The 25,772-nt window shown below is 74.1% G+C and carries 16 protein-coding genes and 1 pseudogene; 12 read left to right on the forward strand and 5 right to left on the reverse strand.

The window, feature by feature from the left end; translation table 11 throughout:
- Positions 1-3 precede the first annotated feature (3 nt).
- The 4 genes from ACIQOU_RS03345 to ACIQOU_RS03360 are packed head-to-tail and all read left to right on the forward strand — an operon-like array spanning position 4 to position 3,299.
- Complete coding sequence (locus ACIQOU_RS03345) at positions 4-189, forward strand: hypothetical protein (RefSeq protein WP_401533658.1); 186 nt, start codon at positions 4-6, stop codon at positions 187-189.
- The gene (locus ACIQOU_RS03350; RefSeq protein ID WP_401533439.1) at positions 186-1,820 is read left to right on the forward strand and encodes a DUF6286 domain-containing protein; all 1,635 of its coding nucleotides are present in this window, start codon (positions 186-188) and stop codon (positions 1,818-1,820) included. The genes ACIQOU_RS03345 and ACIQOU_RS03350 overlap by 4 nt, the downstream gene beginning before the upstream one ends.
- Positions 1,820-2,401, forward strand: a complete 582-nt coding sequence (locus ACIQOU_RS03355) for a hypothetical protein (protein ID WP_401533440.1) — start codon at positions 1,820-1,822, stop codon at positions 2,399-2,401. The genes ACIQOU_RS03350 and ACIQOU_RS03355 overlap by 1 nt, the downstream gene beginning before the upstream one ends.
- Positions 2,391-3,299, forward strand: a complete 909-nt coding sequence (locus ACIQOU_RS03360; RefSeq protein WP_401533441.1) for a YihY/virulence factor BrkB family protein — start codon at positions 2,391-2,393, stop codon at positions 3,297-3,299. The genes ACIQOU_RS03355 and ACIQOU_RS03360 overlap by 11 nt, the downstream gene beginning before the upstream one ends.
- Before the next feature lie 15 nt (positions 3,300-3,314).
- On the opposite strand, the gene ACIQOU_RS03365 is transcribed toward ACIQOU_RS03360, so the two are convergent.
- Positions 3,315-4,154: an MHYT domain-containing protein gene (locus ACIQOU_RS03365; RefSeq protein WP_401533442.1), complete on the reverse strand. Its 840-nt coding sequence runs from the start codon at positions 4,152-4,154 to the stop codon at positions 3,315-3,317.
- A 719-nt stretch (positions 4,155-4,873) separates the two neighbouring features.
- Here ACIQOU_RS03365 and ACIQOU_RS03370 point away from each other — a divergent pair.
- The 6 genes from ACIQOU_RS03370 to ACIQOU_RS03395 are packed head-to-tail and all read left to right on the forward strand — an operon-like array spanning position 4,874 to position 21,354.
- Complete coding sequence (locus ACIQOU_RS03370; RefSeq protein WP_401533443.1) at positions 4,874-8,857, forward strand: amino acid adenylation domain-containing protein; 3,984 nt, start codon at positions 4,874-4,876, stop codon at positions 8,855-8,857.
- Positions 8,857-17,934, forward strand: a complete 9,078-nt coding sequence (locus ACIQOU_RS03375; protein ID WP_401533444.1) for an amino acid adenylation domain-containing protein — start codon at positions 8,857-8,859, stop codon at positions 17,932-17,934. The genes ACIQOU_RS03370 and ACIQOU_RS03375 overlap by 1 nt, the downstream gene beginning before the upstream one ends.
- A 10-nt stretch (positions 17,935-17,944) precedes the next feature.
- Positions 17,945-19,042: a GSCFA domain-containing protein gene (locus ACIQOU_RS03380; protein ID WP_401533446.1), complete on the forward strand. Its 1,098-nt coding sequence runs from the start codon at positions 17,945-17,947 to the stop codon at positions 19,040-19,042.
- Positions 18,987-19,712 (forward strand): hypothetical protein, encoded by a 726-nt coding sequence (locus ACIQOU_RS03385; RefSeq protein WP_401533448.1) that lies wholly within the window; start codon positions 18,987-18,989, stop codon positions 19,710-19,712. The genes ACIQOU_RS03380 and ACIQOU_RS03385 overlap by 56 nt, the downstream gene beginning before the upstream one ends.
- Before the next feature lie 39 nt (positions 19,713-19,751).
- Positions 19,752-20,630, forward strand: a complete 879-nt coding sequence (locus ACIQOU_RS03390) for a TauD/TfdA dioxygenase family protein (protein WP_401533449.1) — start codon at positions 19,752-19,754, stop codon at positions 20,628-20,630.
- Between the two features lie 31 nt (positions 20,631-20,661).
- Positions 20,662-21,354, forward strand: coding sequence for a hypothetical protein (locus ACIQOU_RS03395; protein WP_401533450.1), 693 nt, complete (start codon positions 20,662-20,664; stop codon positions 21,352-21,354).
- 512 nt (positions 21,355-21,866) lie between these two features.
- On the opposite strand, the pseudogene ACIQOU_RS03400 reads toward ACIQOU_RS03395, so the two are convergent.
- Positions 21,867-22,013, reverse strand: a pseudogene (locus ACIQOU_RS03400) (ABC transporter ATP-binding protein); the annotation flags it as partial.
- A gap of 43 nt (positions 22,014-22,056) precedes the next feature.
- Positions 22,057-22,221 (reverse strand): hypothetical protein, encoded by a 165-nt coding sequence (locus ACIQOU_RS03405; protein ID WP_401533452.1) that lies wholly within the window; start codon positions 22,219-22,221, stop codon positions 22,057-22,059.
- Here ACIQOU_RS03405 and ACIQOU_RS03410 point away from each other — a divergent pair.
- The gene (locus ACIQOU_RS03410) at positions 22,213-23,625 is read left to right on the forward strand and encodes an FAD-binding oxidoreductase (protein WP_401533454.1); all 1,413 of its coding nucleotides are present in this window, start codon (positions 22,213-22,215) and stop codon (positions 23,623-23,625) included. The genes ACIQOU_RS03405 and ACIQOU_RS03410 overlap by 9 nt on opposite strands.
- Before the next feature lie 10 nt (positions 23,626-23,635).
- A complete protein-coding gene (locus tag ACIQOU_RS03415; protein WP_401533456.1) occupies positions 23,636-24,070 on the forward strand; it encodes an OsmC family protein in 435 nt (144 codons plus the stop codon).
- A 38-nt stretch (positions 24,071-24,108) separates the two neighbouring features.
- Here ACIQOU_RS03415 and ACIQOU_RS03420 read toward each other — a convergent pair whose 3' ends face one another.
- Positions 24,109-24,927, reverse strand: a complete 819-nt coding sequence (locus tag ACIQOU_RS03420) for a siderophore-interacting protein (protein WP_401533457.1) — start codon at positions 24,925-24,927, stop codon at positions 24,109-24,111.
- A 126-nt stretch (positions 24,928-25,053) separates the two neighbouring features.
- Complete coding sequence (locus ACIQOU_RS03425) at positions 25,054-25,740, reverse strand: DUF2848 domain-containing protein (RefSeq protein ID WP_401533459.1); 687 nt, start codon at positions 25,738-25,740, stop codon at positions 25,054-25,056.
- Between the last annotated feature and the right edge of the window lie 32 nt (positions 25,741-25,772).

Genomic DNA, 25,772 nt, shown 5'->3' on the forward strand with positions numbered 1-25,772 from the left:
GCAGTGAGCAGGTCGTTGGTCGGGATGATCGTGGGGATGGCGTTGGCCTTCGCCGGTTACTTCGGGGGGTTCGGTGCGTTCCTGCTCGTGGCCGCCCTGGGCGGACTGGGCTGGGCGGCCGGGCACTGGCTGGACGGCGGCGGCCGGGTCCAGGACCTGCGGGACGTCTATGAGCGGAGCCGTCGATGACCACGGCCGCCCAGCAGGGCACGACCACCACCGCCGTCCAGCCCGGCGCGGTGACGACAGCGGCTGAGCCGGGCGCGGCGACCGTGACCGCCCAACAGGCCGCGACCACCACGACCGCCCGGCGGGGCACGGCGACCACAGCCGCCGAGCAGCACCGCCCGGCGGCCACGGCGGCTCAGCGAGGGACAACCACCGTCTCCGACAAGGCCGTCCGTAAGATCGCCGAGCGCGCGGCGACCGAGGTGCTGCCGGGCGGCGCGGCCAGGGCGACGAAGGGCGCGGCGACTGTGCGCGGGCGTCGGGCCGAGGTCGCCGTCGAGGTGCCCCTGCCCTACCCCGAGCCCCTGTCCGACACGGCCCGTCGGGTCCAGGACCATGTGGCCCGCCGTACCGCGGAGTTGACGGGCCTCGACCTCAGCACACCCCGGGTCGGCGTCACGGCGCTCACGCTGCCCTCCGCACGCGGCGCGCTGCGAGCCAAGTCTCCATCCAGCGGCGCCTCGCTCGCCGGGGCCCCACTCACCGACACCTCCCTTGAGGGCACCCCGTCCACGGGCACCACGTCCACGGACACCCTGTCGGCGACAGCAGGGCGCACCCCCTTGCGCTGGTGGTCGCAGAGGCGGGTGCCGATGGCCCTGCTCACCCTGGTGGCCGCCGTCGGCTGCGGAGCCCTCGCCTTCGACCTGATCCTCGTGCACACCGGGCACCGCCCGGCCGGTACCTGGCGCATGGCCGGCCTGAACTGGCTCTCCCAGCACGGCCCTTCGAGCGGGGCGGCCGTGGCGGGCGCCGTGGCCGTCGCCGCCCTCGGCGTGCTGCTGATCGTCCTGGCCGTCACCCCCGGCCGTCGCGGCCTGCTCACCGTCACCTCCTCGGCACCGAGACTCCGGGTGGCCGTCGACCGCGCCGCGATTGCCGCTCTCGTCGAGGACGCCGTGCGCGACACGGCCGGAATCGGCCCGGTACGGGTCCGGGTCGGCCGGCGTCGGGTCACCGTTCGGGCCGGACTGACGTTCGGCGACCGACAGCGAGCCCGGCGCGCGGTGCACGACGCAGCACTCCGGGTGCTGGAAGGATGCGGTCTGCGGCGCGCACCGCGCCTGCGCATCACGGTCCGGCCCGAGCCGGTCTGGGACGACGGAACCCCACCGAGCGGACAGCCACCCACGACCGCCCCCGACAAGAAGGAACCGGACCTCACCAAGCAGCCCACCGAACTCACCCAGCGCAGGGCTCCCGCCCCTGATCCCAAGCCCCGCCTCACCCTGGGTCCCGACACCGCTACCGATGCCGGTCCCACCCCCGACCCGACGCCCCCTTCCACCCCGGGCTCCACCCCCGATCCCACGCCCACTCTCACCCCCGACCCCAAGCCCCGCCCCGCCCCGGGCCCCGACACCGCCCCCGACGCCGGTCCCACCCCCGGCCCGACGCCCACTCTCACCTCTAACCCCGCGCCTCGTCCCACCCCGGGCTCCACCCCCAGCCCCGCGCCCCGTCCCACCCCAGGCACCGCCCCCGACCTTGCGCCCCGCTCCACTCCAGGTTCTGATCCCGCCCCCGACGCCGACCCCACGCCCGCCCGCCGGCAGACGAACCCCCCGGCCTCGGAAGGAGGAACCCTCTGATGTCATCGCTGCGTTCCGTGCTCAATCGGGCCGTTCTCGGGCTTGCCGGGCTTGCTTGTCTGGTCGGTGCCTTCTGGGTGACCGTGCCCCGGACGTCGCTGGCCGCGCGGCTGCCAGGCTGGTGGTGGGAACCTGGCCCGCACGCTGTCTTCCTGGATCGTGCGGGCCTCGCGGGCCTCCGCACGGAGGGCTGGTGGACGCCCACGGTCATGGCGGCCTCGCTCGCGGCCACCGTGCTCCTCGCGCTGTGGTCAGCCCGTCAACTGCACGGCGGGTTCCGGCCGTTCGTCCCGTTGGCCGCGCCGGGCAGCACCCTGCGGACGCGGGCCCTGGAGGATGCCCTGACCCGGCAGGCGGTCACCATCGACGGTGTCGCCCGCTGCCGCACCCGCGTCCTCGGCCGACGCAAGCACCTGCGGGTCAGGATGCGTGTCTGGCTCCGACCGGACGTCACACCCGGCGCCGTTCTCCCCGCCCTCACCGCGCTCGACGCGCAGACCGGGCGAGCCGTCACGCCCTACGACGTCCGTACCCAAGTCCGCTTCTCCACCGTCCCGCACCGAAGGACACATGTCCGCTGACCAGCCCTCGGCCCCCGCCGGCAGCCGTTCCTTCACACGAGGGCGCGGAGGTTCCTGGAGCCCCGCGGCCTGGGGACCCGCGCTGCGCCGCACCCCGGTGGCGATGTGGCGCGACGACCTCTCCGACTGCGCCGCCGCCCTCACCTACTACTCGATCCTGGCGGTGCTGCCCGCGCTCCTGGTGACGGTCATCGCGTTCAGCCTGATCAGCCCCGAGACGGCCGCAGACTTCATCACCCACGTCGGCGCCTACGCCCCCGGCCAGTCGGGCACCGAACTGCACGATGTGCTGGCCCGCACCCTGCGGGACAACTCGGCCGCGTGGACCCTGCTGTGTGTCGGCACGGCGAGCGCGCTGTGGTCGGCGTCCAGCTATCTCGCGGTGTTCCGGCGGGCCCTGCACCGGATGCACCATGTGGCCGACCGGCGTTCGCCGTTGCGCAAGGCGCACCGGATCGTCCTCACGGCGGTCGCACTGCTCGGGCTGCTCTTCGTCAGCGCGCTGGTGCTGCTGCTGACCGGGCCCATCGCGGAGTCCGTGGGACGTTTCGTCGGGCTCGACGCGATCGCCACCTGGGGCTGGAACCTCTTGCGCTGGCCGGTGTTGATGTGTCTGGTGGCGCTGCTGGTGGTGGTCCTGTTCCACACCGGCCCACCGGCGGCCCGGCGCCGCAGCCGCAGCCTGCCCGGCGGGGCGTTGGCGGCAGGGTTGTGGCTCGTGGTCTCGGCCGGGTTCGCCGTGTACGCGTCCGCGTTGAGCACCTACAGCAGGTTGTACGGCTCGCTCGCCGGGGTCGTCGTCTTCCTGATCTGGCTGTGGCTGTCGAACCTGGCGCTGCTGGCGGGTGCACAGTTCACCGCCGAGCTGAGCAAGGGGACGGGCGCGCGCCGGGAGTGACGGTGCGCAGGTCGTTCACCAGGAGGTGGAGGACGGTGAGGGCTGCCCGGACTGCTGGGCCGGGACCGGGGACCGGGAGTCCCACTGGGCGGTGGCGTCGCCGTCGGGGTGTTCGGTGTTCTCGGTGCCGAGCATCATCTCGGGGTCGAACATGACGATGACGGCGGCGACCAGCAGGACCGCGAGCGGCCCGGCGAGCATCGACAGCAGGAACGCCATCAGGCTGGTGGACGACTGCGTCCCGGCGTTGCCGTCGGTGAGGTGCACGGAGACTCCGGCCATTCCCGTGTAGTGCATGCCGGTGACCGCGATCCCCATCACCAGGCTCGCCGCGAGGCTTGAGCGCAGGCCGCGTACCGAGACCGCCGCCCACAGCGCCGCCGTCGCCGCGACCACGGCGATCAGGACGGACAGGCCCACGGCCACCGCGTCGTAGCGCACGTCCCCGTGCGCCCGCATCGCGGACATGCCGAGGTAGTGCATGGCGGCCACACCGAGGCCGGTGATCGTGCCGGCCACGCCCAGGTTGAGGGGAGAGGTGCCCCGGTAGCCGACGAGGAAGACACCGAGGGCGACGACGGCGATGGCGACAAGCAGACTGAGCAGGGTGAGAGCCGCGTCATAACCGACCAGGGCGCCCTCGACGCTGAAGCCGATCATCGCGATGAAGTGCATGGTCCAGATGCCGCAGCCGATCGAGATGGCGCCGAGCGCCAACCACCCGCCGCGTCTTCGGGAGGTGCGCAGGGAACGGACCGTGCATCTCAGTCCCAGGGCGGCTCCGAGACAGGCCATCAGATAGGCGGCGACCGGGGTCACGGCGCCGTAGTAGAAGTTGGAGACGGTGGCGTTCACGAGGGTGCCCTCCTGGGAGCGGGACGACAGACGCAGCGGCGCCACCCGGGGCGGCCCGACGGGCGGGCCGGGGCCCGCACGAGGGTCCCCGGGGCGACGGCAGGAGACGCGAACTGCGGCTAGGTTCAAGCCACTTGGCTGACTTGATCGCAAGTTAAACACATTTCCTTCACGCTGCCTCCGTGTGAGGTCACGCATTCTCCGAACCGAGACCTCACCGGCCTGCGGGCGGCGGTGACCCTGCGCGCACAACGCGCTCGCCCGCGCCGTCGGGCGGGTGGGTGTGGGTTTTTTCGGAATGGGCGTAAGGCTCTTGAAACATTGCATTCGGTGGCGCGGTCAGATATGGAACTCTCTTTACCCCGACCGTCATGGCATGAGATTCCGGGGTGTAAGCGCGTCCGGCCGGACCGTATGTTCCCGGAGGGTGCGTCTACGGGAAGTTCTGCGTGAAAGTCAAGTATTGACATGTCTTCAGGTGTGACCAAGGATCACAGCTGTGTCACGGGGTCTCCCGAGGAACTCCACCTGGCCGACCCGTCAGTTCGACGATGTAAATCGCTTACATTCCCCCGCTGATTTCCCCCACCCCCGAACCGCAATTCCCTGTCGACGGCACACCGAGCGGTGCCGCCGCTCTTCGACGCGCCTTTGTCCCCCCCTGTTCGCTCCTGTTCCCCCTGTCTCCCCCGCCCCGTCAGGAAGGCCAGGCCTCGCCGGTGCCGCACACCCCTCACTCCGCCCCCGCAGTTCCGTCCGTCCGGGTCCGGCCCGCCTCCTTCGCCCAGCAGCGCCTGTGGTTCCTGGCCCAACTCCCCGGCGCGAACGCCGCGTACAACGAAGTCGTCGCCCTCGACCTCACCGGCCCCCTCGACCGAGACGCCCTGGTCAGAGCCTTCGGCGCGGTCACCGGACGGCATGAGGTCCTGCGGACCCGACTGGTCGCCGAGGGCGGCGCGGTCAGCCAGCACATCGACCCGCCGGGCGCCGGTTTCGCCCTCACCCTTGAGGACCTCACCGGCTCGACCGACCCCGACCCGCGCGTGGCCGCACTCCAGCAGGCGGACGCGGAAGAGCCGTTCGACCTGGAGGCCGGGCCACTCGCGCGCGGGCGACTGGCGGCACTGGACGCCGCACACCACGTTCTGCTGCTGACGTTCCATCACAGTATTTACGACGGTGTGTCGCTGAACGTGATGATGGCGGAAGTCTCCGTTCTCTACAGGGAGTTCATATCCGGTGACCCGGCGCTGTTGCCGGAACTGGAGATACAGTTCGCCGATCACGCGGAAGTGCAGCACGAAGCGGTTCTCGGCGGCGCTCTCACCGCACAGGAGCAGTACTGGAAAGGCGCGTTGGCCGATGTGGCGCCCGTGCTGGAACTGCCCACGACCCGTCCGCGTCCACCGGAACAGCGATACGAAGGCGGGCGGGTGGAGTTCGCCCTCGACGCCGACGTGACGGACGCGCTGCGCGCACTGGCACGGAAAGAACGGGGCACGCTCTTCGTCGCCGTCCTCACCGGCTGGGCCATCCTGCTGTCCCGCCTCTCGGGCCAGGAAGACATCGTTGTCGGAAGCCCGGTCTCCGGCCGGCGCGGACCCGGAGCCGCCGGACTCATCGGCTTCCTCGTCAACTCCCTCCCCCTGCGCATCGACCTCTCCGGCCCCCTCACCACCAGCGAGGCCCTCGCCCGCACCCGCGCCGTCGTCCGCCAGGCCCTCGCCCACCAGGACCTGCCGTTCGAGCGCATCGTCGAGCTGGTGAACCCACCGCGCAGCGCCTCCCACACCCCGCTGTTCCAGACCATGCTGGCGTGGGTCCTGGACCGGCACGACCTGGCGGACCTGCCCGGCGTCGAGGTCGCGCCGCTGCCGATCGCGCACGCCCCGGCCAAGTTCGACCTCGCCCTGTCGGCCACCGAGGCCGCAGGACGCGTCACCGGACACCTCGACTACGCGACCGCCCTGTTCGACGAGGCCACCGCCGAACGCTGGGCCGGACACCTGCGCCACCTGCTCACCGGCATGGCCCGCCACCCCGACCGCGACATCCGCACCCTGGACCTCATGGAACCGGCGGAGCGCCTGCGGCTCATCAGCGCCGGTGACGCGAGCCGGGCCGGGGACGCGCCCCAGCCGTCCGACCCGATGGCGACGGAGCTGCGCGCGGCCACCAGCCTCACCGCGCTCTTCGAGGCCCGCGCCCGCCAACACCCGTTCCGCACCGCTGTCGTGGACCGGGACGGCGCCCTCGACTACGCGAGCCTCGACCGGCGTGCCAACCGGCTCGCCCACGCGCTGGTCGCCCGCCGCGTCCGCCCCGGCGATGTCGTGGGCCTGCACGCGCGCCGCACCCGCGATCTGACCGTCGGCATCCTGGGCATCCTCAAGGCGGGCGCCGCCTACCTCCCGCTCGACCCCGGCCAGCCCCGCGAACGCCTCGCCGCCATGGTCGAGGACGCCGCCTGCCCCGTCGTCCTCAGCGACCACGCCACCGTCGAGCGCCCCGCGGACTGGCTCGACCTCACCGCCGTCGAAGCCGAAGGCGCGACCGGGGAACATGGGCCCGCCGAGATCGCACGCGCCCGCGACCAGCTGGCCTACGTGATCTTCACCTCCGGGTCCACGGGACGGCCCAAGGGCGTCGGCGTCGAACACCGCAGCCTCCTCAACCTGTTCACCACCTGGCACGACCGGATGGGCACCGCACCGGGCGAGGTCGGCTCGGCCTGGTCCAGCATCGGCTTCGACGCCTCCCTCCACGAACTGCTGCTGCCCCTGACCACCGGCGGCGAACTCCACATCGTCCCCGAGGAGGTGCGCGGCGACCCGGCCGCCCTGCTGGCGTGGCTGCGTGAGCACCGGGTGACGCAGTCGTTCCTGCCGCCCGCCTACGTCCGCTGGATCGACGAGGACCCCGCCGAACGGCTGCGCGACCTGCCGTTGCGCACACTGCTGACCGGCGTCGAGTCGCTGACCGAGGCCGCGCTGCACCGTATGGCCGGTCACCTCCCGGGCCTGCGCGTCTGCTTCGGCTACGGCCCCACCGAGGCGACCCTCTACAGCACCGCCTACTACGACCCCGGCCCGCTGGACCGCCCCTGCCCGATCGGGCGGCCGCTGCCCGGCACCCGCCTCTATCTGCTGGACGCCCGCATGCAGCCGGTGCCGCCCGGCGTCGTCGGGGAGGTGTACCTCGGCGGCGCGTCCCTCGCCCGGGGCTACCTGGGACGGCCCGACCTCACCGAGGAACGCTTCCTGCCGGACCCGTTCGTGCCCGGCGCCCGCGTCTACCGCACCGGCGACCTCGCCCGCTGGGACCAGGACGGCCAGGCCCACTACGCCGGGCGCGCCGACGACCAGGTCAAGCTGCGCGGCTTCCGCATCGAACCCGGCGAGATCGAGGCGGCGTTGACCCGGTTGCCCGGCGTCCGCGAGGCCGTCGTCCTCGTCGACCGCGACCAGGCAGGCCAGCCCCGCCTGGTGGCCGGCGTCGGCCGGGGCGCCGCACCGGCCCGCGACAGCGGAGACTGGCGCACCGCGCTCGCCCGCAGCCTGCCCGACTACATGATCCCCGCGCTCGTCCTCGACCTGGAGTCCCTGCCGCTCAACCGCAGCGGCAAACTCGACCGCGCCGCCCTGCTGCGCCTCGCCCACGAGCAGACGTCCGACCAGGTCAACACCGCCAGCCCGCGCGACCACATCGAACACGCCCTGTACCGCATCTGGCAGGGCATCCTGCTCCACCCCGACATCGGCGTGAGCGACAACTTCTTCGACATCGGCGGCACCTCACTGTCCGCGATCAGGATGGCCCACGACGTCGGCGAGACCTTCGGGCGGCACCTGCCCGTCGCCGAGGTCATGGTGCGCCCGACGATCGAGGCGCTCGGCGCGCTGCTGCGCGAGGACGCCACGGACCAGGCGCCGGGCAGCCTCATCGAATTCCGCCGGGGCACCGGACCCCGGGTGGTGTGCGTCCACCCGGCCGGCGGCACCGCCTTCTGCTACCTCCCGCTCGCCGCGTTCCTGCCCGACCACGCCGGCCTGTACGGCATCCAGTCCCCGGGCGTGAACCCCGGCGAGGAGCTGCTGCCCACCGTGGAGGCCATGGCCGAGGAGTATCTGCACCTCCTTGAGCCCCTCGGCCCCGGCCCGCTCGTCCTGACCGGCCTGTCCTACGGCGGCCTCGTCGCCCACGAGATGGGACGCCAAGCGCACCGCGCCGGGCGCGAGGACGTCAGCGTCGTCCTCCTCGACACCCAGGCGACCGACGACGCCTCGGCCCGGGAGGCGATCACCGCCGTCGACGCGGCCGAGTTCCGCGACAAACTCGTGAGGTTCAACGGGATGTATCCCGGCATCGACGACGCCCAGGTGGACCGCTACTTCCACCTCTACAACCACAACCGGCTCACCGCGCGGGAGCATCTCCCGGCCGCCTCCCCGGCCCGGACGGTCCTCGCGCAGGCCGTGCAGGACGGCACCGACACCCCCTTCCACGCCGAGGTCCGCGCCTTCTGGCAGGGGCGCGCGCAGGGCGCGTTCCGGGTCGAGACGATGAAGTGCGACCACTGGGAGATCCTGGAGGGCGCCGAGACCGCCCGGGTCGGCGACCTCCTCGCCGCCGAACTCGCCCACCACGAGCACCAGTCGGCCTCGCGCGCCGCCGTCGGCGCCGCGTCCGTGGGGGAGGCGTGATGCACACCCCTCACCCCGCCCCCGCCGAAACCCGTACCCCCGTCCTCGCCGAGGCCCCTGCCTCCGTGCTCGCCGAGGCCGTTCTCGCGCAGGCCCGTCGCACGCCCTCGGCCGTCGCCGTCGAGGACGGCACACGGACCGTCGACTACGCGGAACTCGACCGGCTGAGCGCCCGCGTCGCCGCCCGCCTGCGGAAACGCGGAGTGCTGCCCGGGCAGGCCGTCGCCGTCTGCCTGCCCCGCTCCTGGCAACTGGTCTGCGTGATGCTCGGCATCCGCCGGGCCGGCGCCACCGTCGTCCCCCTGGACCGCCTCAGCCCGCCCGACCGGCAACGGCACATCCTCGACGACTCCGCCGCCGTCACCGTCGTCCACGACACCACCACCGCGCACGCCCAGGGCGTCGACGCCGGCCTGCTGCTCGCACCGCACGACGCGACCGACGACGCCCCGGACCTACCCGGCGACGCGGCGACGGGGTTCCTCCTCTACACCTCCGGCAGCACCGGACGGCCCAAGGGCGTCGAGGTCACCGACGCGGGTGTGCTGCGCTTGGCCCGGCCCGGCTGGATCGACCTGCCGCCCGGCGCCCGGTACGGCTGCCTGTCCAACCCGGCGTTCGACGCCCTGAGTTTCGAGGTGTGGGCCCCGCTGCTCACCGGCGGCGTCTGCGTCGTGCTCGACGACACCCAGGTGCAGAGCCCGCACCGGCTCGCGGCGGTACTGCGCGAGCGGCGCGTGGAGACCCTGTTCATCACGGTCGCCCTCTTCAACACGGTCGTCGAGAAGGTGCCCGACTGCTTCGCCGAGGCCCGCCAGGTCCTCATCGGCGGCGAACACCTCAACTCCCCGATGATCCGCCGCTGGTACGACGCCAACCCCGACTCCGGCGCCGTCCTGCACAACGCCTACGGGCCGACCGAGGCGACGACCTTCGCCCTCTGGCACCCCATCCCCCGGGACTTCGACGGCGACGACATCCCCATCGGCACCGCGATGCCCGGCACCCGACTGCTGCTGCGCACCGAGGACGGCCACCCCGCAGAGCCGGGCGAGGTCGCCGAACTCCTGCTGTCCGGACCGGCGTTGGCCCACGGCTACCGCAACCTGCCCGAGCAGACCGCGGGCGCCTTCATCCAACTCCCCGGCGAGCACGGCACCGTGGTCCGCTGGTACCGCACCGGCGACCTCGTCCGCCAGGACCCGGACGGGCGCGTGACCTATGTCGGCCGGGCCGACCGGCAGGTCAAGGTGCGCGGCTTCCGCATCGAACCCGGCGAGGTGGAACGGCAGATCCTCACCCTGCCCGCCGTCCGCCACGTCTGGGTGGGCACCCGGCGCGACGCGGCGGGCCGCAACGAACTGCTGGCCTTCCTCGTCCCCGGCGACGACCTCACCTTCGACGCCTACGAACGGCACCTCGCCACCGCCCTGCCCGCCTATATGCGCCCGCACCACACCCACCTGATCGCCGAACTCCCCCTGACCGCCAACGGCAAGGCCGACCTCGCCGCCCTGCTGCGGGACGCGGGCACCCCCTGGCGCGGCACCCGGGAGGGCGCCGCACACATCACCGCCGCCCAGCGGCCGGTCCTCGACCTCGCCGAGGAGATCCTCGCCGTCGACGGACTGCGCCCCGACGACCGGTGGATCGTGAGCGGCGGCGACTCCCTCAAGGCGCTGCGCTTCCGCTTCGAGATCCTCACCCGGTTCGCCGTCGACCTGCCTCAAGAACTGGTGCTGCGCGGCGACTTCGCCGCCATCGCCGACGCCGTCCACGCCCCCGACGCCGACGCCGGCGACCATCCCCCACTCCCGGCGGGCCCGGACGAGCCCGTCGCGCCGGCCACCAGCGAACAGGAACGCCTCTGGCTGCTGCACCGACGCGAACCGGACGACCGCTCCTACGACGTACCGCTCGCCCTGCGCGTCGACGGCGCCGTCGACGGGGCGGCCCTGCGGCGCGCGGCGCGCACGCTGGTGGCCCGGCACCCGGCGCTGCGCACCCGCCTGGTGCCCACCCCCGACGGCCTGTTCCAGCGCACCGAGGAACCCTACGACCCCTGGCAGCCGTTCGAGAGCCGGGCGGGGGAGGGGTGGCAGGAGAGCGCCGACCGTTTCTTCACCCACCGCTTCGACCTCGCCGAACCCCGGATGCTCCGCGTCACCCTGGCCGAACTCCCGGACGGAGCAAGCCTGTTGCTCCTCCACCTGCATCACGTCGCCGTCGACGGCTGGTCGCTCAACCTCCTCTTCCACGACCTCAGCGCCGCCTACACCGAAAGCGCCCCCGGCCCGGCACCGGCCACCACCCCGCTCGACTTCGCCCGCTGGCAACGGAGTTGGCACGCCACCCCCGGCTACGCCCGCCGCCGCACCCGCCTGCTCGCCCACTACGCCGACGCCCCCGAACCGTCCCCCGCCCTCCCGGTGCCCGACCGGCCCCGGGCGCGGCTGCTGCGCACCTCCCTCGACCTGGTCCGCCGCACCGCCCTGGACCGGCGCGCCGCCGAACTCGGCCTGACCCGCTTCCAGTTCCTCGTCTCCGCCTTCACCGCCGCCCTGTACGGCGTCACCGGGCAGACCCACCCACTGGTCGCCGCCCCGGTGGCCAACCGGCCGCGCCCCGAATTCGCCGACGCCGTCGGCATGTTCGCCAACACCGTCCTGCTCGGCCTCGACGCCCGCCCCGACACCACCCTCGGCGCCCACCTCACCGCCCACGCCGACGCCGTACGCACCGTCCTGGAAGGGCAGGAGGTCGCCCTCGCCGATGTGCTCGCGGACCGGGCGTTCGGTGAACGGGCCCCGCTCTTCGACTTCCTGTTCGTGCTGGAGAACACCGAGTTCCAGGCGCTGCGCCTGGACGGCTGCACAGTACGCCCGTACTGGACCGAGCCGCTCGGGGCGAAGTGCGCCCTCACCCTGTCCGTCGTCGAGCACGAGGCCGGCTTCGACTGCCTGTGGGAGTACCGCGACGACCTCGGCACCGAGCGCGCCGAAGCCGCCGCCCGGCTCTTCCGCGAGGCCCTCGACCAGCTGACCGCCGACCCCGCCCGCACCCTGCGCGACCTCGTCGCCCCCTACCGCCACGCCCTGCCCGAACCGGGCCACGGCACCCCGCTGGAGCCCGACTTCACGACCGTCGCCGACGGCTTCGCCCGCCAGGTGGCCCGCACCCCCCACGCCCCCGCCGTCACCGCCGACGACACGACCCTCACCTACGCCCAACTCGACGCCCAGGCAGGCGCGTTGGCGTCGACGCTGGCTGAACTGGCACCCGCCGACCCGGCCGCCCCCGCCGCCGTCGCCCTCTACCTCCAGCCCTCCGCCGCGCACATCGTGGCCGTCCTGGCGGCGGCCCGCCTCAACCTGACCGTCGTCCCCCTCGACCCCGCCTACCCACCGGCGCTGCTGCGGCACGTCCTCGACCAGGCCGACCCGCTGTGCGTCCTGGTCGCCCCCGAGGACGCCGCCGCCCTCGACGCCCTCGCCCCGGCCACCCTGCCCCGCCATGTCCTGGTCCTCCCCGACACGCCCGACGCCGCCCCGGTCTCCCCCCGGCACCACGGGCTGCGCCCGCTGTACACGCTGTTCACATCCGGCTCCACCGGCACCCCGAAGGGCGTCCAGGTCCCCGACCTGACCCTGTGCAACCTGCTGACCTGGCAGCGCGTCGAGGGCGGACTCGAACGGCCCGCCGTCACCCAGCAGTTCTCCATGCTGTCCTTCGACGTCTCCTTCCAGGAGATCCTCACCACCCTGTGCTCCGGCGGCGAACTGCGCCTGGTGCGACCGGCCTGGCGACAGGATGTCCCCACCCTGCTCAGGGAGTTGGAGCGCGGGGGAGCGGAGCGGATCTTCCTGCCGTACGTCGCGCTCCAGCTCCTCGCCGAACACGGCGCGCACAGCGGGCTGTTCCCGTCCCGGCTGCGTGAAGTGGTCACCGCGGGCGAGCAGTTGGTGTGCACCGACGCCATCAGGCGCTGGTTCGCGGGACTGCCGGGCGCCCGGCTGTTCAACCACTACGGTCCGACCGAGACCCATGTCGTCAGCGCCCTGTGCCTTCACGGGGACCCGGCCGCCTGGCCGCCCCGGCCCGCGATCGGCCGCCCGGTGGCGGGCGCGGTGCTGCGGGTGGTCGACGAGGCCGGACTGCCCGTCCCGCCCGGCGTCACCGGCGACCTGCTCATCGGCGGCCCGATGGCCGGCCGCTGCTACCTCGGCGACGGCGCCGCCCACCAGGACCGGTTCGTCGACGACCTCGACCTCGGCACCCTCTACCGCACCGGCGACCTCGCCCGCTTCGACAGCGACGGTCTGCTGCACTACGCGGGCCGCGCCGACTCGCAGGTCAAAATCGGCGGATTCCGGCTGGAGCTGGGGCAGATCGAGGCCGCCCTGTTGCAGCACCCGGAGGTGGCCAACGCGGTCGTCACGGTGGACGAAGGACGCCTGGTCGCCGCCCTCCAGTGCCGGGGCGCCGACCCCGACCCGGCCGACCTCGCCGCCCACCTCGCCGGGCTGCTGCCGGCCTACGTCCGGATCGCCCGCTTCCGGCTGCTGGCGGACCTGCCCCGCACACCGAGCGGCAAGCTGGACCGCCGGGCCGCCCACACCGCGCCCGGCCGCGACCTCGGCACCGGCCGCCCCGGCAACGGCGCCCGCTCGCCGCTCGAACAACGGCTGACGGACCTCTTCGAGACCGTCACCGGCAAGGCCGTCGCCGTGGACCAGCGGTTCTTCGACGCCGGGGCCACCAGCCTCGACCTGATGCGCTTCCAGCTCAGATGCGCGGGCGAGGGCGATCTCCCGTTCTCCGTACCGGACTTGTTCGAGCACGTCACCCTGCGCGCCCTGGCCCGGCTCCTCACCGACGGGACCTCCACGGCCGACGCGGCCGCCGCACCGGCGGGAGCGGGCGGGGCCGATGAACCGATCGCCGTGATCGGCATGGCCGTTCGGCTGCCCGGCGCCTCCGACCTGGCCGCCTTCTGGGACCTGGTCACCAGCGGACGCCGGGGCATCGAACACTTCACCGCGGCCGACGGCCGGGTCGGCGCCCGCAGCCAGCTCGCGGGCCCGCTCGACTTCGACCCGGGCCGGTTCACCATCAGCCCCGGCGAGGCCCGCGTGATGGACCCCCAGCAACGCCAGCTGCTGATGACCTGCGCCGAGGCCCTCGCCCACGCCGGGCTCGGCGACCCGGCGGCGGGGCGGGTCGGGCTCGTCGCGTCCTGCGGCGAGAACACCTACTTCCAGCGCCTGCTGCGCGAGGCCGACCCCGCCGCGCTGCCCGACGCCTTCCGGCTCTCCCTGCACCACGAGAAGGACTACCTCGCCACCAAGGCCGCCTACCATCTCGGGCTCACCGGACCGGCGTTCACCCTCCAGTCCGCCTGCTCCAGCTCGCTCGCCGGCGTGCACATCGCCGCCGGGATGCTCCGGCAGGGCGACGCCGAGATCATGCTCGTCGGCGGCGTCCTCGTCGACACCGAACTGACCGACGGCTACACCTACAAGCCGCAGCACATCTTCTCCCCGGACGGCCACTGCCGCCCCTTCAGCGCGGACGCCGAGGGCACCGTCGGCGGCAGCGGCACCGGCGTGATCGTCCTCAAACCGCTCGCGGCCGCCCGCCGCGACGGCGACACCGTGTACGCCGTCGTCACCGGCTCCGCCCTCACCAACGACGGCGCCGACAAGATGAGTTACAGCGCCCCCGCCCTCGCCGGACAGCGCACCGCCCTGCGCACCGCCCTCGCCCGCAGCGGCCGTCGCGGCCCGGACCTCGGCTACGTCGAGGCGCACGGCACCGGCACCCGGCTCGGCGACCCGGTGGAGGCCGCCGCGCTGCGCCAGGCGTACGGGCTCGCGGACGACGCACGGCTGGCGCTGTCCTCGGTCAAGAGCCAGATCGGGCACCTCGGCGCGGCCGCCGGAGTCGTCGGCCTGGTACGGGCCGCGCTCGCCGTGCACCACGGGATCGTCCCGCCCACCGCCGACTTCGACCGGCTCAACCCGGAGATCGCCGACGGCCCGTTCCGCATCCCCGTCACGGCCGAACCCTGGCCGACCGACGGCCCCCGGATCGCCGCCGTCAGCAGCTTCGGCATCGGCGGCACCAACGCCCACCTCCTGCTGGAGAACGCCCCGCCCACGCCGGACCCGGCAACGGCGCCGACGGTGCCGTGCCTGGTGCTGTCCGGCGCCTCCGCCGCCGCCTTGCGCGCCGACGGACGCCGCATCGCCGACTACCTCCAGGCCCACCCCGACGCCTACCCGCAGGTGCTGCGCCACCTCCAGGTAGGCCGTCCCGCCCTCGCCCACCGCGCCGCCCGGGCCTGCCCCGACGCCCGCAGCGCCGTCGACTGGCTGCGCGACCCGACCCCCGTCACCGCGCCCGCACCCCGCCCCGCGCTGCCCGCCGCCCCCCTCGACCCGCACGCCCTCGCCGCACTGTGGACCTCCGGACACACCGTCACCTGGCCCACAGGCCCGGCCCCCGCCCCCTGGGACTTCCCGCCGCCCGCCTTCGACACCGCCCCCTACGACTTCCCGCGCGCACCCGAGACGACCGCGCCGGACGCACCCGACGGCACCCGCATATCCCGGCTGCCCGCCACCCGGTGGCTGCACCAGCCGCACTGGACCCGGCTGCGGCGCGCCCGCACCGGCACCCGCACCACGCCCCGCACCGCCGTCGTCGTCACCCCGCCCGACACGGACACCGAGGCCTGGCGGTTCCTCGAACGGCACTACACACGCGTCGTGACCGTCCGCGCCGGTGACACCTTCACGCGCCTCGACAGCGACCGCTACGAAGCCGACCCCGCAGACCCCGGCCACCTCGCCGCCCTGCTGGCCCGCGTCACCGGACCCGACCTCGCCCCCGCCCCCGTGGACTGGCTGCACACGCTGCCCCTCGCCCTCGACGGCGGCCTCGACACCGCCACCCTGGAGACGGCCCAGTGGGCCTGCCTCGACACGGTCGCCGCCCTCGCGCTGGCCGTCGCGGACCTCCCGGACGGGACACGGCCCCGGGTCTGGCTGCTCTCCCAGCAGGCGCAGCCCGTCACCGGCGCCGTCCGCAGCCCCGAGGCCGGCCTCCTCGCCGCCGCCCTCGACGTCCCCCGGCAGGAGGTGGGCGTCACCCCGCGCTGGGCCGACCTGCCGGGACCGCGCCTCGCCGACTGGGCCGCCCACCTGCCCGACCTGCTCCTCGACGACGCCCTCGCCGCACCGGCCACGGCCCTGCGCGACGGCTACTGGTGGCACCGCTCCCTGCACCCCGTCCCGGTGCCCGAGACCCCGCCCGCCGTGATTCGCGAGGCCGCCCCCGGCACCCATCTGGTGCTCGGCGGCACCGGCGGCATCGGCGCCACCCTCGCCGCCCGCCTGCTCGCCCACCCCGGCAACCGGGTCGTCCTGGTCGCCCGCAGCACGGAACTCCCGGACGCGCTCAGGCCGTTCACCGACCGTGTCACACGGGTGGCGGCCGACCTCGCCACGGAGGAACCGGCCGCGATCGCCGACCGGCTCGCCCCGCACCTCGACGACCTCGCCGGGATCGTGCACGCCGCCGGAACCGCCGCCGGCGGACTCCTCGCCCGCCGCACGCCCGCCGCTGCCCGGCGCACCACGGCGGCCAAACTCCGCGGCGCCCTCCTCGTCGAACTCCTCATCGCCGCCCACGACCCCGACTACGCGCTGTCCTGCTCGTCGATGGCGGCCCGCTTCGGCGGCGTCGGACAGTTCGACTACGCGGCGGCCAACGCCTGCCTGGACGCCTACGCCCACCACACACCCCCCGGCGGCGACGACGCCACGGTCCGCATGAGCATCGGCTGGGACGCCTGGCGAGGCGTCGGCATGGCCCAGGACGCCCTGCACACCGACGCCCGTCACCAGGAACACCTGACGGTGGCCCTCACCCCCGAGGAGGGCGCGACGGTGTTCGAACGCGCCCTGCACCTGCAACTTCCCCACCTCATGGTCAACACCACGGACCTCGCCGCCGCCCCCGCCTTCTACGAACCGACCCCCACCACCGACCCGAGCGGCCACTCCGTCGAGGACCTCGTCGGTGACCCCACCGAGGAACTCACCGAGCTGCTCCGCGCCCTCCTCGGCGTCACCGCTGTCGACCCCGGGACACCGCTCTACGACCTCGGCGCCGACTCCCTGACCCTCCTGGACCTCCTCGACGAGGTGAAGCGGCGGTTCGGCGTCGACCTCGACCTGTCCCGGCTCAGCCACCGGGTCAGCCTCACCGAACTCCTCGGCCACCTCGGCGCCGCCACCCGCCCGCCGGACGCGGTGGACGTCGAGGTGTGGCAGCGCGGCCCGGGCCCGGACGTGCTCTGCCTGGTCCATCCGGTCGGCGGCGACATCCAGGCCTACCGCCCCCTGGCGGCGGCCCTGCCCGACGACCTCACCGTCTGCCTGATCGCCGACCCGGCCCTGCGCGACCCCGAACTCCCCGCCCGCTCGATCACCGACCGCGCCGGACACTATCTCGCCGCCGTCCGCGCCGAGTTCCCCGAACCGGACCGCCGACTGCGGCTCGCGGGCTGGTCGTTCGGCGCCTGGACCGCCCTGTCCATGGCCGCGCTCGCCGAGTCCGAGGGCCGCCCCGCGACCGCCCTGCACCTCCTGGACCCACCCCCGCCGCACGCGGGCCGCCGCCTCGGCGCCTACGACGAGGACCAGATCGACGCCGTCTTCGCCCGGGAGCTGAGCGGCACCGCAGCACTCACCGACTCCGGCCGCGCCTACGCCGAACGCCTCGCCCGCTGCTGCCGCGCCAACCTCGCCGCCATGGCCGACCACCGGGTGCCGCACCTCGCGACCACCCCGGCCACCGTCTGGCTCGCCGGACGCCCCGTCACCGAAGGGCTCCTCGCCCCCGACCCGACCGCACCCGGCGCCTGGGACGACCACCTGCCCCACCCGCGCGTCCACCACGTCGACGCCGACCACTACCAACTCGTCGCCCCGCCGCACGTCCTGGAGATCGCCGCCGCCCTCGCGGCCGCCCCTCCCGCAGCCCTGCCGCACCCGGCCGGACGGTCCTGAGAGGTCACCCGTGCAGCATCCCTACACCAGCCTGCCCACACGGTCCTTCTGGCGCACCGCCGTCGCCGAACCCGACCCCGCCGACATCACCGACCTGTGGACACCGAAGTTCCCGATCGGGCCGGACGATCCCGTCGTCACCGCCGGGTCCTGCTTCGCCGCGCACATCGGCCGCGCCCTCCTCGACCAGGGCCTGCACTGGTACGACGCCGAACCGCCACCGCCCGGCCTCACCCCGGACGAGCGGGCGGCCCGCGGCTACCGCCGGTTCTCCTTCCGCACCGGGAACATCTATACCGCCGCCGCCCTGCGCCAGTGGACCGCCTGGGCGCTCGGCGCCGAGCAGCCGCCCGAGGAGGTGTGGGAGGACAACGGCCGCTTCCACGACCCCTACCGGCCCGCGCTGGAGCCGGACGGGTTCGCCTCGCCCGAGGACGTGCTGCGCTCCCGCGCCCACACCCTCGCCGCCGTCCGCACCGCCCTCACCCGGGCCGACGTCCTCGTCTTCACCCTCGGCCTCACCGAGGCCTGGCACGACCTCGGCACCGACACCGTGCTCCCGATGTGCCCCGGCACCGTGCGCGGCACCTACGACCCGGACCGCCACGTCCTGCGCAACCACACCGTGGCCCGCGTCCACCGCGACCTCACCGACCTGCTCGCCCTCGCCCACGGCGTCAACTCCCGGCTGCGCACGGTCCTCACGGTCTCCCCGGTGCCGCTCACCGCGACCGCCACCGGCCGCCACGCCCTCGTCGCCACCACCCACTCCAAGTCCGTGCTGCGCGCGGCGGCCGGGCAACTCGCCGACGAACGCGACGACGTCGACTACTTCCCGTCCTACGAGATCGTCACCGGCTTCCCCTACCGGGCGGCGGCCTACGCACCCAACCTGCGCACCGTCACCCCCGACGGCGTGGCCTTCGTGATGCGGCACTTCTTCACCGCCCTCCAGACACCGCCCACCACCCCGGCCCTCGCGGCCCCCACCGACCCGACGCCGCCCGCGTCCACAACGACCCACCCCGGCTCCGGCGGAGAGGACCACTGGTGTGACGACGCCGTGCTCGACTACTACAACCCGCGCCCGCTTCCTGCTGCTCGGTGACTCCCACGCCGGGTGCGTAGGCCGGGCCGCCCGCGCCGCCGACCTGCCCTTCGTGGGCGGCCCGATCGGGTCGGGCCGTGACTTCCTCACGCCCTTCTTCGACGTTGACGGCGGCGGCGACGGCGGCGATGGCGGCGACGGCACCGATGTCGGTTTCCGGGACCCGGAGGCCGGCCGGCTGTACCGGGGGTTCCTCGACACGCTGGAGGTGGCCGGGCTCGCCGGGCTGCCGGTGCCGCTGGTGTGCACGTTCGGCCTGAGCGCCCACACCGTCGCCACCCGGCAGAACTGGGACCTCCACCGCGACCGGCACGGCACCCTCCCGGACACCTTTCTGCACAGCGCCCTGTTCGCGGCGCTGGTGCGGGCGACCGTCCGGGGCGCCCTCGCCTTCTACGACCACACCGCCGCCCTCGGCCTGCGCGTCCTCGCCCCGCTGCCCCCGCAGCGGGTCCCCGGCATGTCCGACCCCCGCGTCTTCCACGCCGCACAGGACGTCATCGCCGCCGAACTCACCGCGCGCGGCGTGGAGTTGATCGACCTGCGGGCCCGTGTCACCGACGCCGCCGGACACCAGCGCCCCGCCTTCTGCCAGGTGGACGACACCATCCACGGCAACCTCGCCTTCGGCCGCCTCGTCGTCGCCGAACTCCTCGACCGCGGTCTCTGACCGACCACCACCCCTCAACGGAAGCCACGGAGGTCCCCCATGGAGGACTACGCCCTCAAGGCCGTCGAACAGCTCACCACCCGCCCCGCCGAGCCCTACGACACCTTCACCCTCACCCCCATCACCCCGGTCCTCGGCGCCGAGATCACCGGCCTCGACCTGTCCCAGGAGCTGACGCCCCAGCAGGAGAATGAACTCACCCACGCCTTCCGGGCCTACCACGTCCTGGTCTTCCGCGACCAGGACCTCACCCCCGAGGAGCACAAGCGGTTCGCGGGCGTCTTCGGCGCCCTGCACCCCGTCGCCCTCGCGCCCGAGGGGTCCGACCCGCACATCCTGGACATCAAGGCGACCAAGGAGTCCAAGCAGGTCGCCGGCAACGGCTGGCACTCCGACGGCACCGCCGACGCCGAACCCTCCCTCGGCTCGATGCTGTACCTCACCACGATCCCCGAGGGCGGCAGCGGCGGCGACACCCTCTTCGCCAACATGCACCTCGCCCTCGACCTGCTCTCACCCGCGCTGCGCGGCTTCCTGGAGACGCTGACCGCCGTCCACGACGGGGCCCTGCCGTGGACCGCCGCAGGACAGACCCCGCCGCCCGAGTACGACGTGCCGCGCACCGAACACCCCGTCGTCGTCCGGCACCCGGAGAACGGCCGTCCTCTGCTCTTCGTCAACGCCCCCTACACCTCCCACATCCCGCAGCTGTCCCGCGCCGAGAGCGACGCCCTGCTGGAGATGCTGTACGCGCACATCGCCCGCACCCCGCTGCTGCACTGCCGGGTCCGCTGGCAGGAACGCACCCTGGTGTTCTGGGACAACCGCAGCGTCCAGCACCACGCCGTGTGGGACTACTACCCGCACACCCGCGAAGGCCGCCGGGTCGCCATCGACGGCACCGCCCTGCACGCCTGACCGGCCACCGCGAACGAAGCGGAGACGCCCCATGACCACGCGTGCGTTCCTCGACGCGCTGCGCACCCCGGCCGCCGCACCCACGGCGACGGCCGGGCCCTGGCCCTGGCACCTCGCCCTCGCCGTCCACGCACACCTCCCGCCGACGGCCGCCGACGCGTGGGCGGCCCGCCTGCCCGACCCGGCGACGATCCCGACAGGGCTGCGTCCGGTGCACCGGTGGCACGCGGACACGGTCCTGCCGCTCCTCGCCCGGCAGGCGCCGGAGCCCGAACCCCTCGCTGTGCTGGGCGCGTTGCACCGGGCGGCGGCACAGGGCGAGACCGCCGACCGGGACACCTGGCGGGCGGCGCTCGGTCCCGTGCTGCGGTACGTCCACGACGCCGCCTACGACCGGGCGGGCGCGTACGCCGAGGGGTTCACGGGCGCCCGCGACTACGCCACGGCCAACGGCTTCTCCCCGGCCGAGGCCGACACGTACGCCCGCGCCTATGCCGAGTCGAGCAGCGACACCAACGCCCGCGCCTGCGCCGACGCCCACGCACGGGCCCTCGGCGACGCGCTGGCGGTGGCCTACGCGCACGACGACCAGCGGGCCTACGCCGACACCTGGCCCGGCGCCCAGCTGCGCGCCGTCGTCCGCGCCACGACGGCACCGGACGGCGAGCCGCACGCGATCCTCCGGCTGGCCGAGGGCCTCCTCGCCGCCCTGGCCGCCGACTGACCCCGTTCCAGGACTACGTGAGGGCCTTCGCGAACAGGGACGACGTGGTCGACCGCGTACCCCACGGAGAGCACGGAGCGAGTGCCGAAGGCGAGGCTCACCTCGCCGCCGCCGGCGAACACCACCGCGGGCAGGGAGGCGAACAGCGGGTCGGCGGAGATCTTGGCCGGCTCGATGCCGATCGGCATCATCACGACGAGGCCGGCGCCGCGCAGCTGGAGGTTCTCCTCGGAGACCGGCACCGAGAACGCGGCGCCGGCCCGCGCGTCGACCTTCGGGTTGCTGCGGAAGCCCAGGGCCTGGACATAGGCGCCCCAGCCGCCCGAGGTGCGGGAGCCGACGGTGACGGTCTTCCCCCGGAACCCGGGGTGGGCCTTCGCGGCGGCGGAGTCGCACGCGGTGACGGTGCTCAGCAGGGTGAGGAGCAGGGCGCCGGTCAGCGCGCGCCAGGTGCGGCGGCGAGGGCGGGCGGGGGAGTGCGGGGACATGCCGGTTCCTTCTGTTCTCGCCGGTCAGACCGGCGGGGCGGTGGTGTGATGGCGGCCGAGCGGCACGACCATCGGGGTCCCGGACGCCGGATCGGGGACGATCCGTGAACGCAGCCCGAAGACCTCGCGGACCAGGCCCTCGGTGACGATGTCGCCGGGCCGGCCCTCGGCGCGTCGACGCCGAGCAGCCCCGGGTCGGCGAGCGGATTGCGGGTCAGCCCTGGATGGCGGCACCGGCGAGCCCCAGCGCCACCCCGGCCAGGGTGCGCGACAACCGCATGTCCTGGACGACGAGTTGGCCGCGCGCCGAGCGGTCCGGGTGACGCCGGTGCCCTGATCGTCGTCGGCCCGTGCGGGCTACGGTGCTGTCATGCCGCACGCGCTCCCGGACCCCGCCCTGCTCGAACGTCTCCACCGCGACCTGCCCGACGGATGCGTCGTCACCGAGCCCGCCGTCATGGCCGGTTACGCGCACGACGAGGCCGAGTGGGCGCCGCACGCCCTGCCCGTGGCGGTGGTGCGGCCCCGCACCGCCGAGGAGGTCCGACGCGTCGTCCGCGCCTGCCTCGACCACCGCGCGCCGCTGGTCACGCGCGGCGCCGGCACCGGCCTGTCGGGCGGCGCCAACGCCGTCGAGGGAGCGGTGGTGCTGTCCACCGAGGCCATGACGGCGATCGTGCGCATCGACCCGCTGGAACGCCTCGCCGTCGTCGAACCCGGCGTCGTCAACGAGGACCTGCGCACCGCCTGCGCCGCCCACGACCTCTGGTACCCGCCGGACCCGGCCAGCGCCCGCTGGTCCACCATCGGCGGGAACGTCGCCACCAACGCGGGCGGCCTGTGCTGCGTGAAGTACGGCGTCACCCGCGACTACGTCCTCGGCCTCCAGTTCGGCACCGGCACCGGTGACCTGGTCCGCGTCGGACGCCGTACCGCCAAGGGCGTCGCCGGGTACGACCTGACCGGCCTGCTGGTCGGGTCCGAGGGCACCCTCGGCGTCATCACCGAGGTCACCCTCCGGCTGCGGCCGAGCCGTCCGCCGGAGCACACCGTCGCCGGACACTTCGCGTCGGTCGTGGACGCGGGCCGCGCGGTCGCCGGGGTGGCCGCGGCCGGGGTGACCCCCTCCGCCCTCGAACTCATCGACCGGCACTGCCTGGCAGCCGTCGACGCGTGGAAGCACATGGGCCTGTCGGCCGACGCCGACGTGGTCCTGCTCGGCCGCACCGACGCACCCGGCGCGGCGGGCGAGGCGGAGGCCGAGGAGATCCTGCGCTGCTTCGAGGCGGCGGGCGCCACCTGGGCCGCCCGCTCCACCGACCAGCAGGAGGCGGACGCCCTCTTCGAGGCCCGCCGCCTGGCCTACCCGGCGCTGGAACGGCTCGGCCCGGTGCTCACCGAGGACATCTGCGTACCGAAGGCCGCCGTCCCCGAGATGCTCGGCCGCATCCACGCCCTCGCCGCCCGGCACGACATCCTCATCGCCAACATCGCGCACGCGGGCGACGGCAACCTCCACCCGCTGCTCATCACCCCGCCCGGCGACGAGGCGGCGAAGGAACGGGCGCAGGCCGCGTTCCACGAGATCATCGCCGAGGCCCTCGCGCTGGGCGGCACCGTCACCGGCGAGCACGGAGTGGGCCTCCTCAAGCGCGCGGGCCTGCGGGCCGAACTGGGCCCCGAGGCGCTGGCCCTGAACCGGGCCGTCAAGGACGCCCTCGACCCGCACGGCCTGCTCAACCCCGGCAAGGTGCTCGACGGCCCCGGCGGCGCGCGGAGTTAGGGTCCTGGACATGACCGACACCTCTGCGCGCTCCGTCACCGTCGAGCGCACCAGCACCGGCCGCTTCGTCGCCACGAACGTGCGCGGCGGCACCCTCGCCTTCGGCACCGCGGGCGACGGCAGCGCCGAGTTCACCCCCGTCGAACTCCTGCTCGCCGCGATCGGCGGCTGCACGGCCGTGGACGTCGACGTCGCGACCGGTCGGCACGCCGAACCGACCGCGTTCACCGTGGACGTCGACGCCACCAAGGTCGACGACGAGCTGGGCAACCGGCTCACCGGACTCGCGGTGACCTTCCACGTCACGTTCCCGGACGGCGAGGGCGCCGAGCGGGCCCGGGCGATCCTGCCCCGGGCGGTGAAGTCCTCCCACGACCGGCTCTGCACGGTCAGCCGCACCGTGGAGGTCGGCACCCCGGTCACGGCCACCGTCGAACAGGCCTGACCCCGGCCCCCGTCGACCAGGGGGGCCGGGGACCGGTGTCACGCGGCCTGGCGCACCTCGTGCTTCCAGAAGCCGGAGAAGAAGATGCGTTCCTTCGGCAGCCCGGCCCGCCGCAGATGCCGGCGCCCCTCGGTGGCCAGCGTCGACTCCCCGACCACGAAGGCGTACCCGGCGGTGTCGGCGGGCCGGTGCCGCAGCAGTTCGTCGAGCGCCCCGGCGCCCGGCACCCGGGCCCGGTCCTCGCGGACGACCCAGGTGACGCTGACCCCGGCGGGCGCGGTGAGCGGACGCCGGTCGGCCTCGGTCGGCACCTCCTGGATGAGGCGGCCCCGGGTGCCGGGCGGCAGCGAACGCAGGATGCCCGTGGCGGCCGGCAGCCCGGTCTCGTCGGCCACGACCAGGACCTCGGAGGCGTCCTGCGGGCAGTCGAACAGGACGCCCTGGTCGAGCAGGGCCAGGATGTCACCGGCCTGGGCGGCACAGGCCCAGATCGCGGCGCCGCCCTCCAACTCGCCCGACGGACCGATGTGCACGACGAAGTCGATGTCCAACTCCGCGCTCTCCGGGCGGAACTCGGCCACCGTGTAGTTCGCGCAGTGCGGGCGCTCCTCCTCTGGTATGGCCAGATACGGCTGCCACCACCGGGTGCCGTCGATCTCCGGCAGCCGCAGCGTCGTCTGGTGCGGGAGCGGGAAGAACAGCCGGAACCAGTGGTCGTATCCCAGCCACTCGAACGCCGACAGTTCGGGACCCGTGACCGTCACACGGTGCATGGAGGGGGACACCCGCTCGGTCCGCACGACCTCGGCGCGGAACATCCTGGGGTGCTGGGGCATCAGCCGATGGATCTTCGCCATGAAGGAAGGTTAGCCTAAGTTTACTTCCGCCCTCCAGGGGTGGCCCGGGCCCGATCGCCCGGCGCGAACCGGCTCCTGCGAACCGATCCGCGCCCACCGGCACGGGCGAGCGTGCGGGCGTCGTCGTCAGCCGATCGGCTCCGGCATCGGGCGGACGTCGTAGGCGAGGCCGATGGTGTCCCCGGTGGCCGGATCGCCCAGCTCCACCCGCCAGCCGTCGGCGAACTGGTCGACGCCCGGCGCCATCGGGATCGTCCCCGAGATCAGCACCGTGCCCGGCACCAGATCGCCCCGGGCGCTCAGCACGTCGACCCAGTACGCCGGGGCGAGCAGCTCGGCGAGCGTGCCGTGCTGGATCTCGGTCTCCTCGCCGCCGTGGGCGACCCAGGCGCGCAGGGTCAGCTCGTCGAGCCGGGGCTCGACGTCGGCCAGGCGCCAGGCGCGGCGCGCGAGGACATCGGGGCCCGCGTTCTTGCTCCAGGCCACGCCGTGCACCTCAAGCTCGCGGTCGGTGTGGTCGCACGCGGCCGTCAGCAGCAGCTCACCGCCGTCCGCCACCACCAGCGCCCACTCGGCCTCGCCGGAGGTCCGCGCGTGCTGCACCGCGACCCGGCCGGTCTGCTGGGCGAGGTAGGGGGAGACGGGGTAGAGGGCGGGCGTCACCGACGGGCCCGGCACGCCCAGCTCCGCCAACTCCGCGACATGCGCGGCGACATCCGCCTGGCTGCGGCCGGCGTACCCGGCGTTCAGTACCTGCACGACATCGACCTCACGCGTCGAGCCGTCGGGCAGTTCGAAGGTCAGCACGGCCATTCAGAGCGCTCCTTGGGATCGGGTTCCGGCGA

Source organism: Streptomyces sp. NPDC091279 (genome assembly GCF_044757465.1).
Classification (GTDB): Bacteria; Actinomycetota; Actinomycetes; order Streptomycetales; family Streptomycetaceae; genus Streptomyces.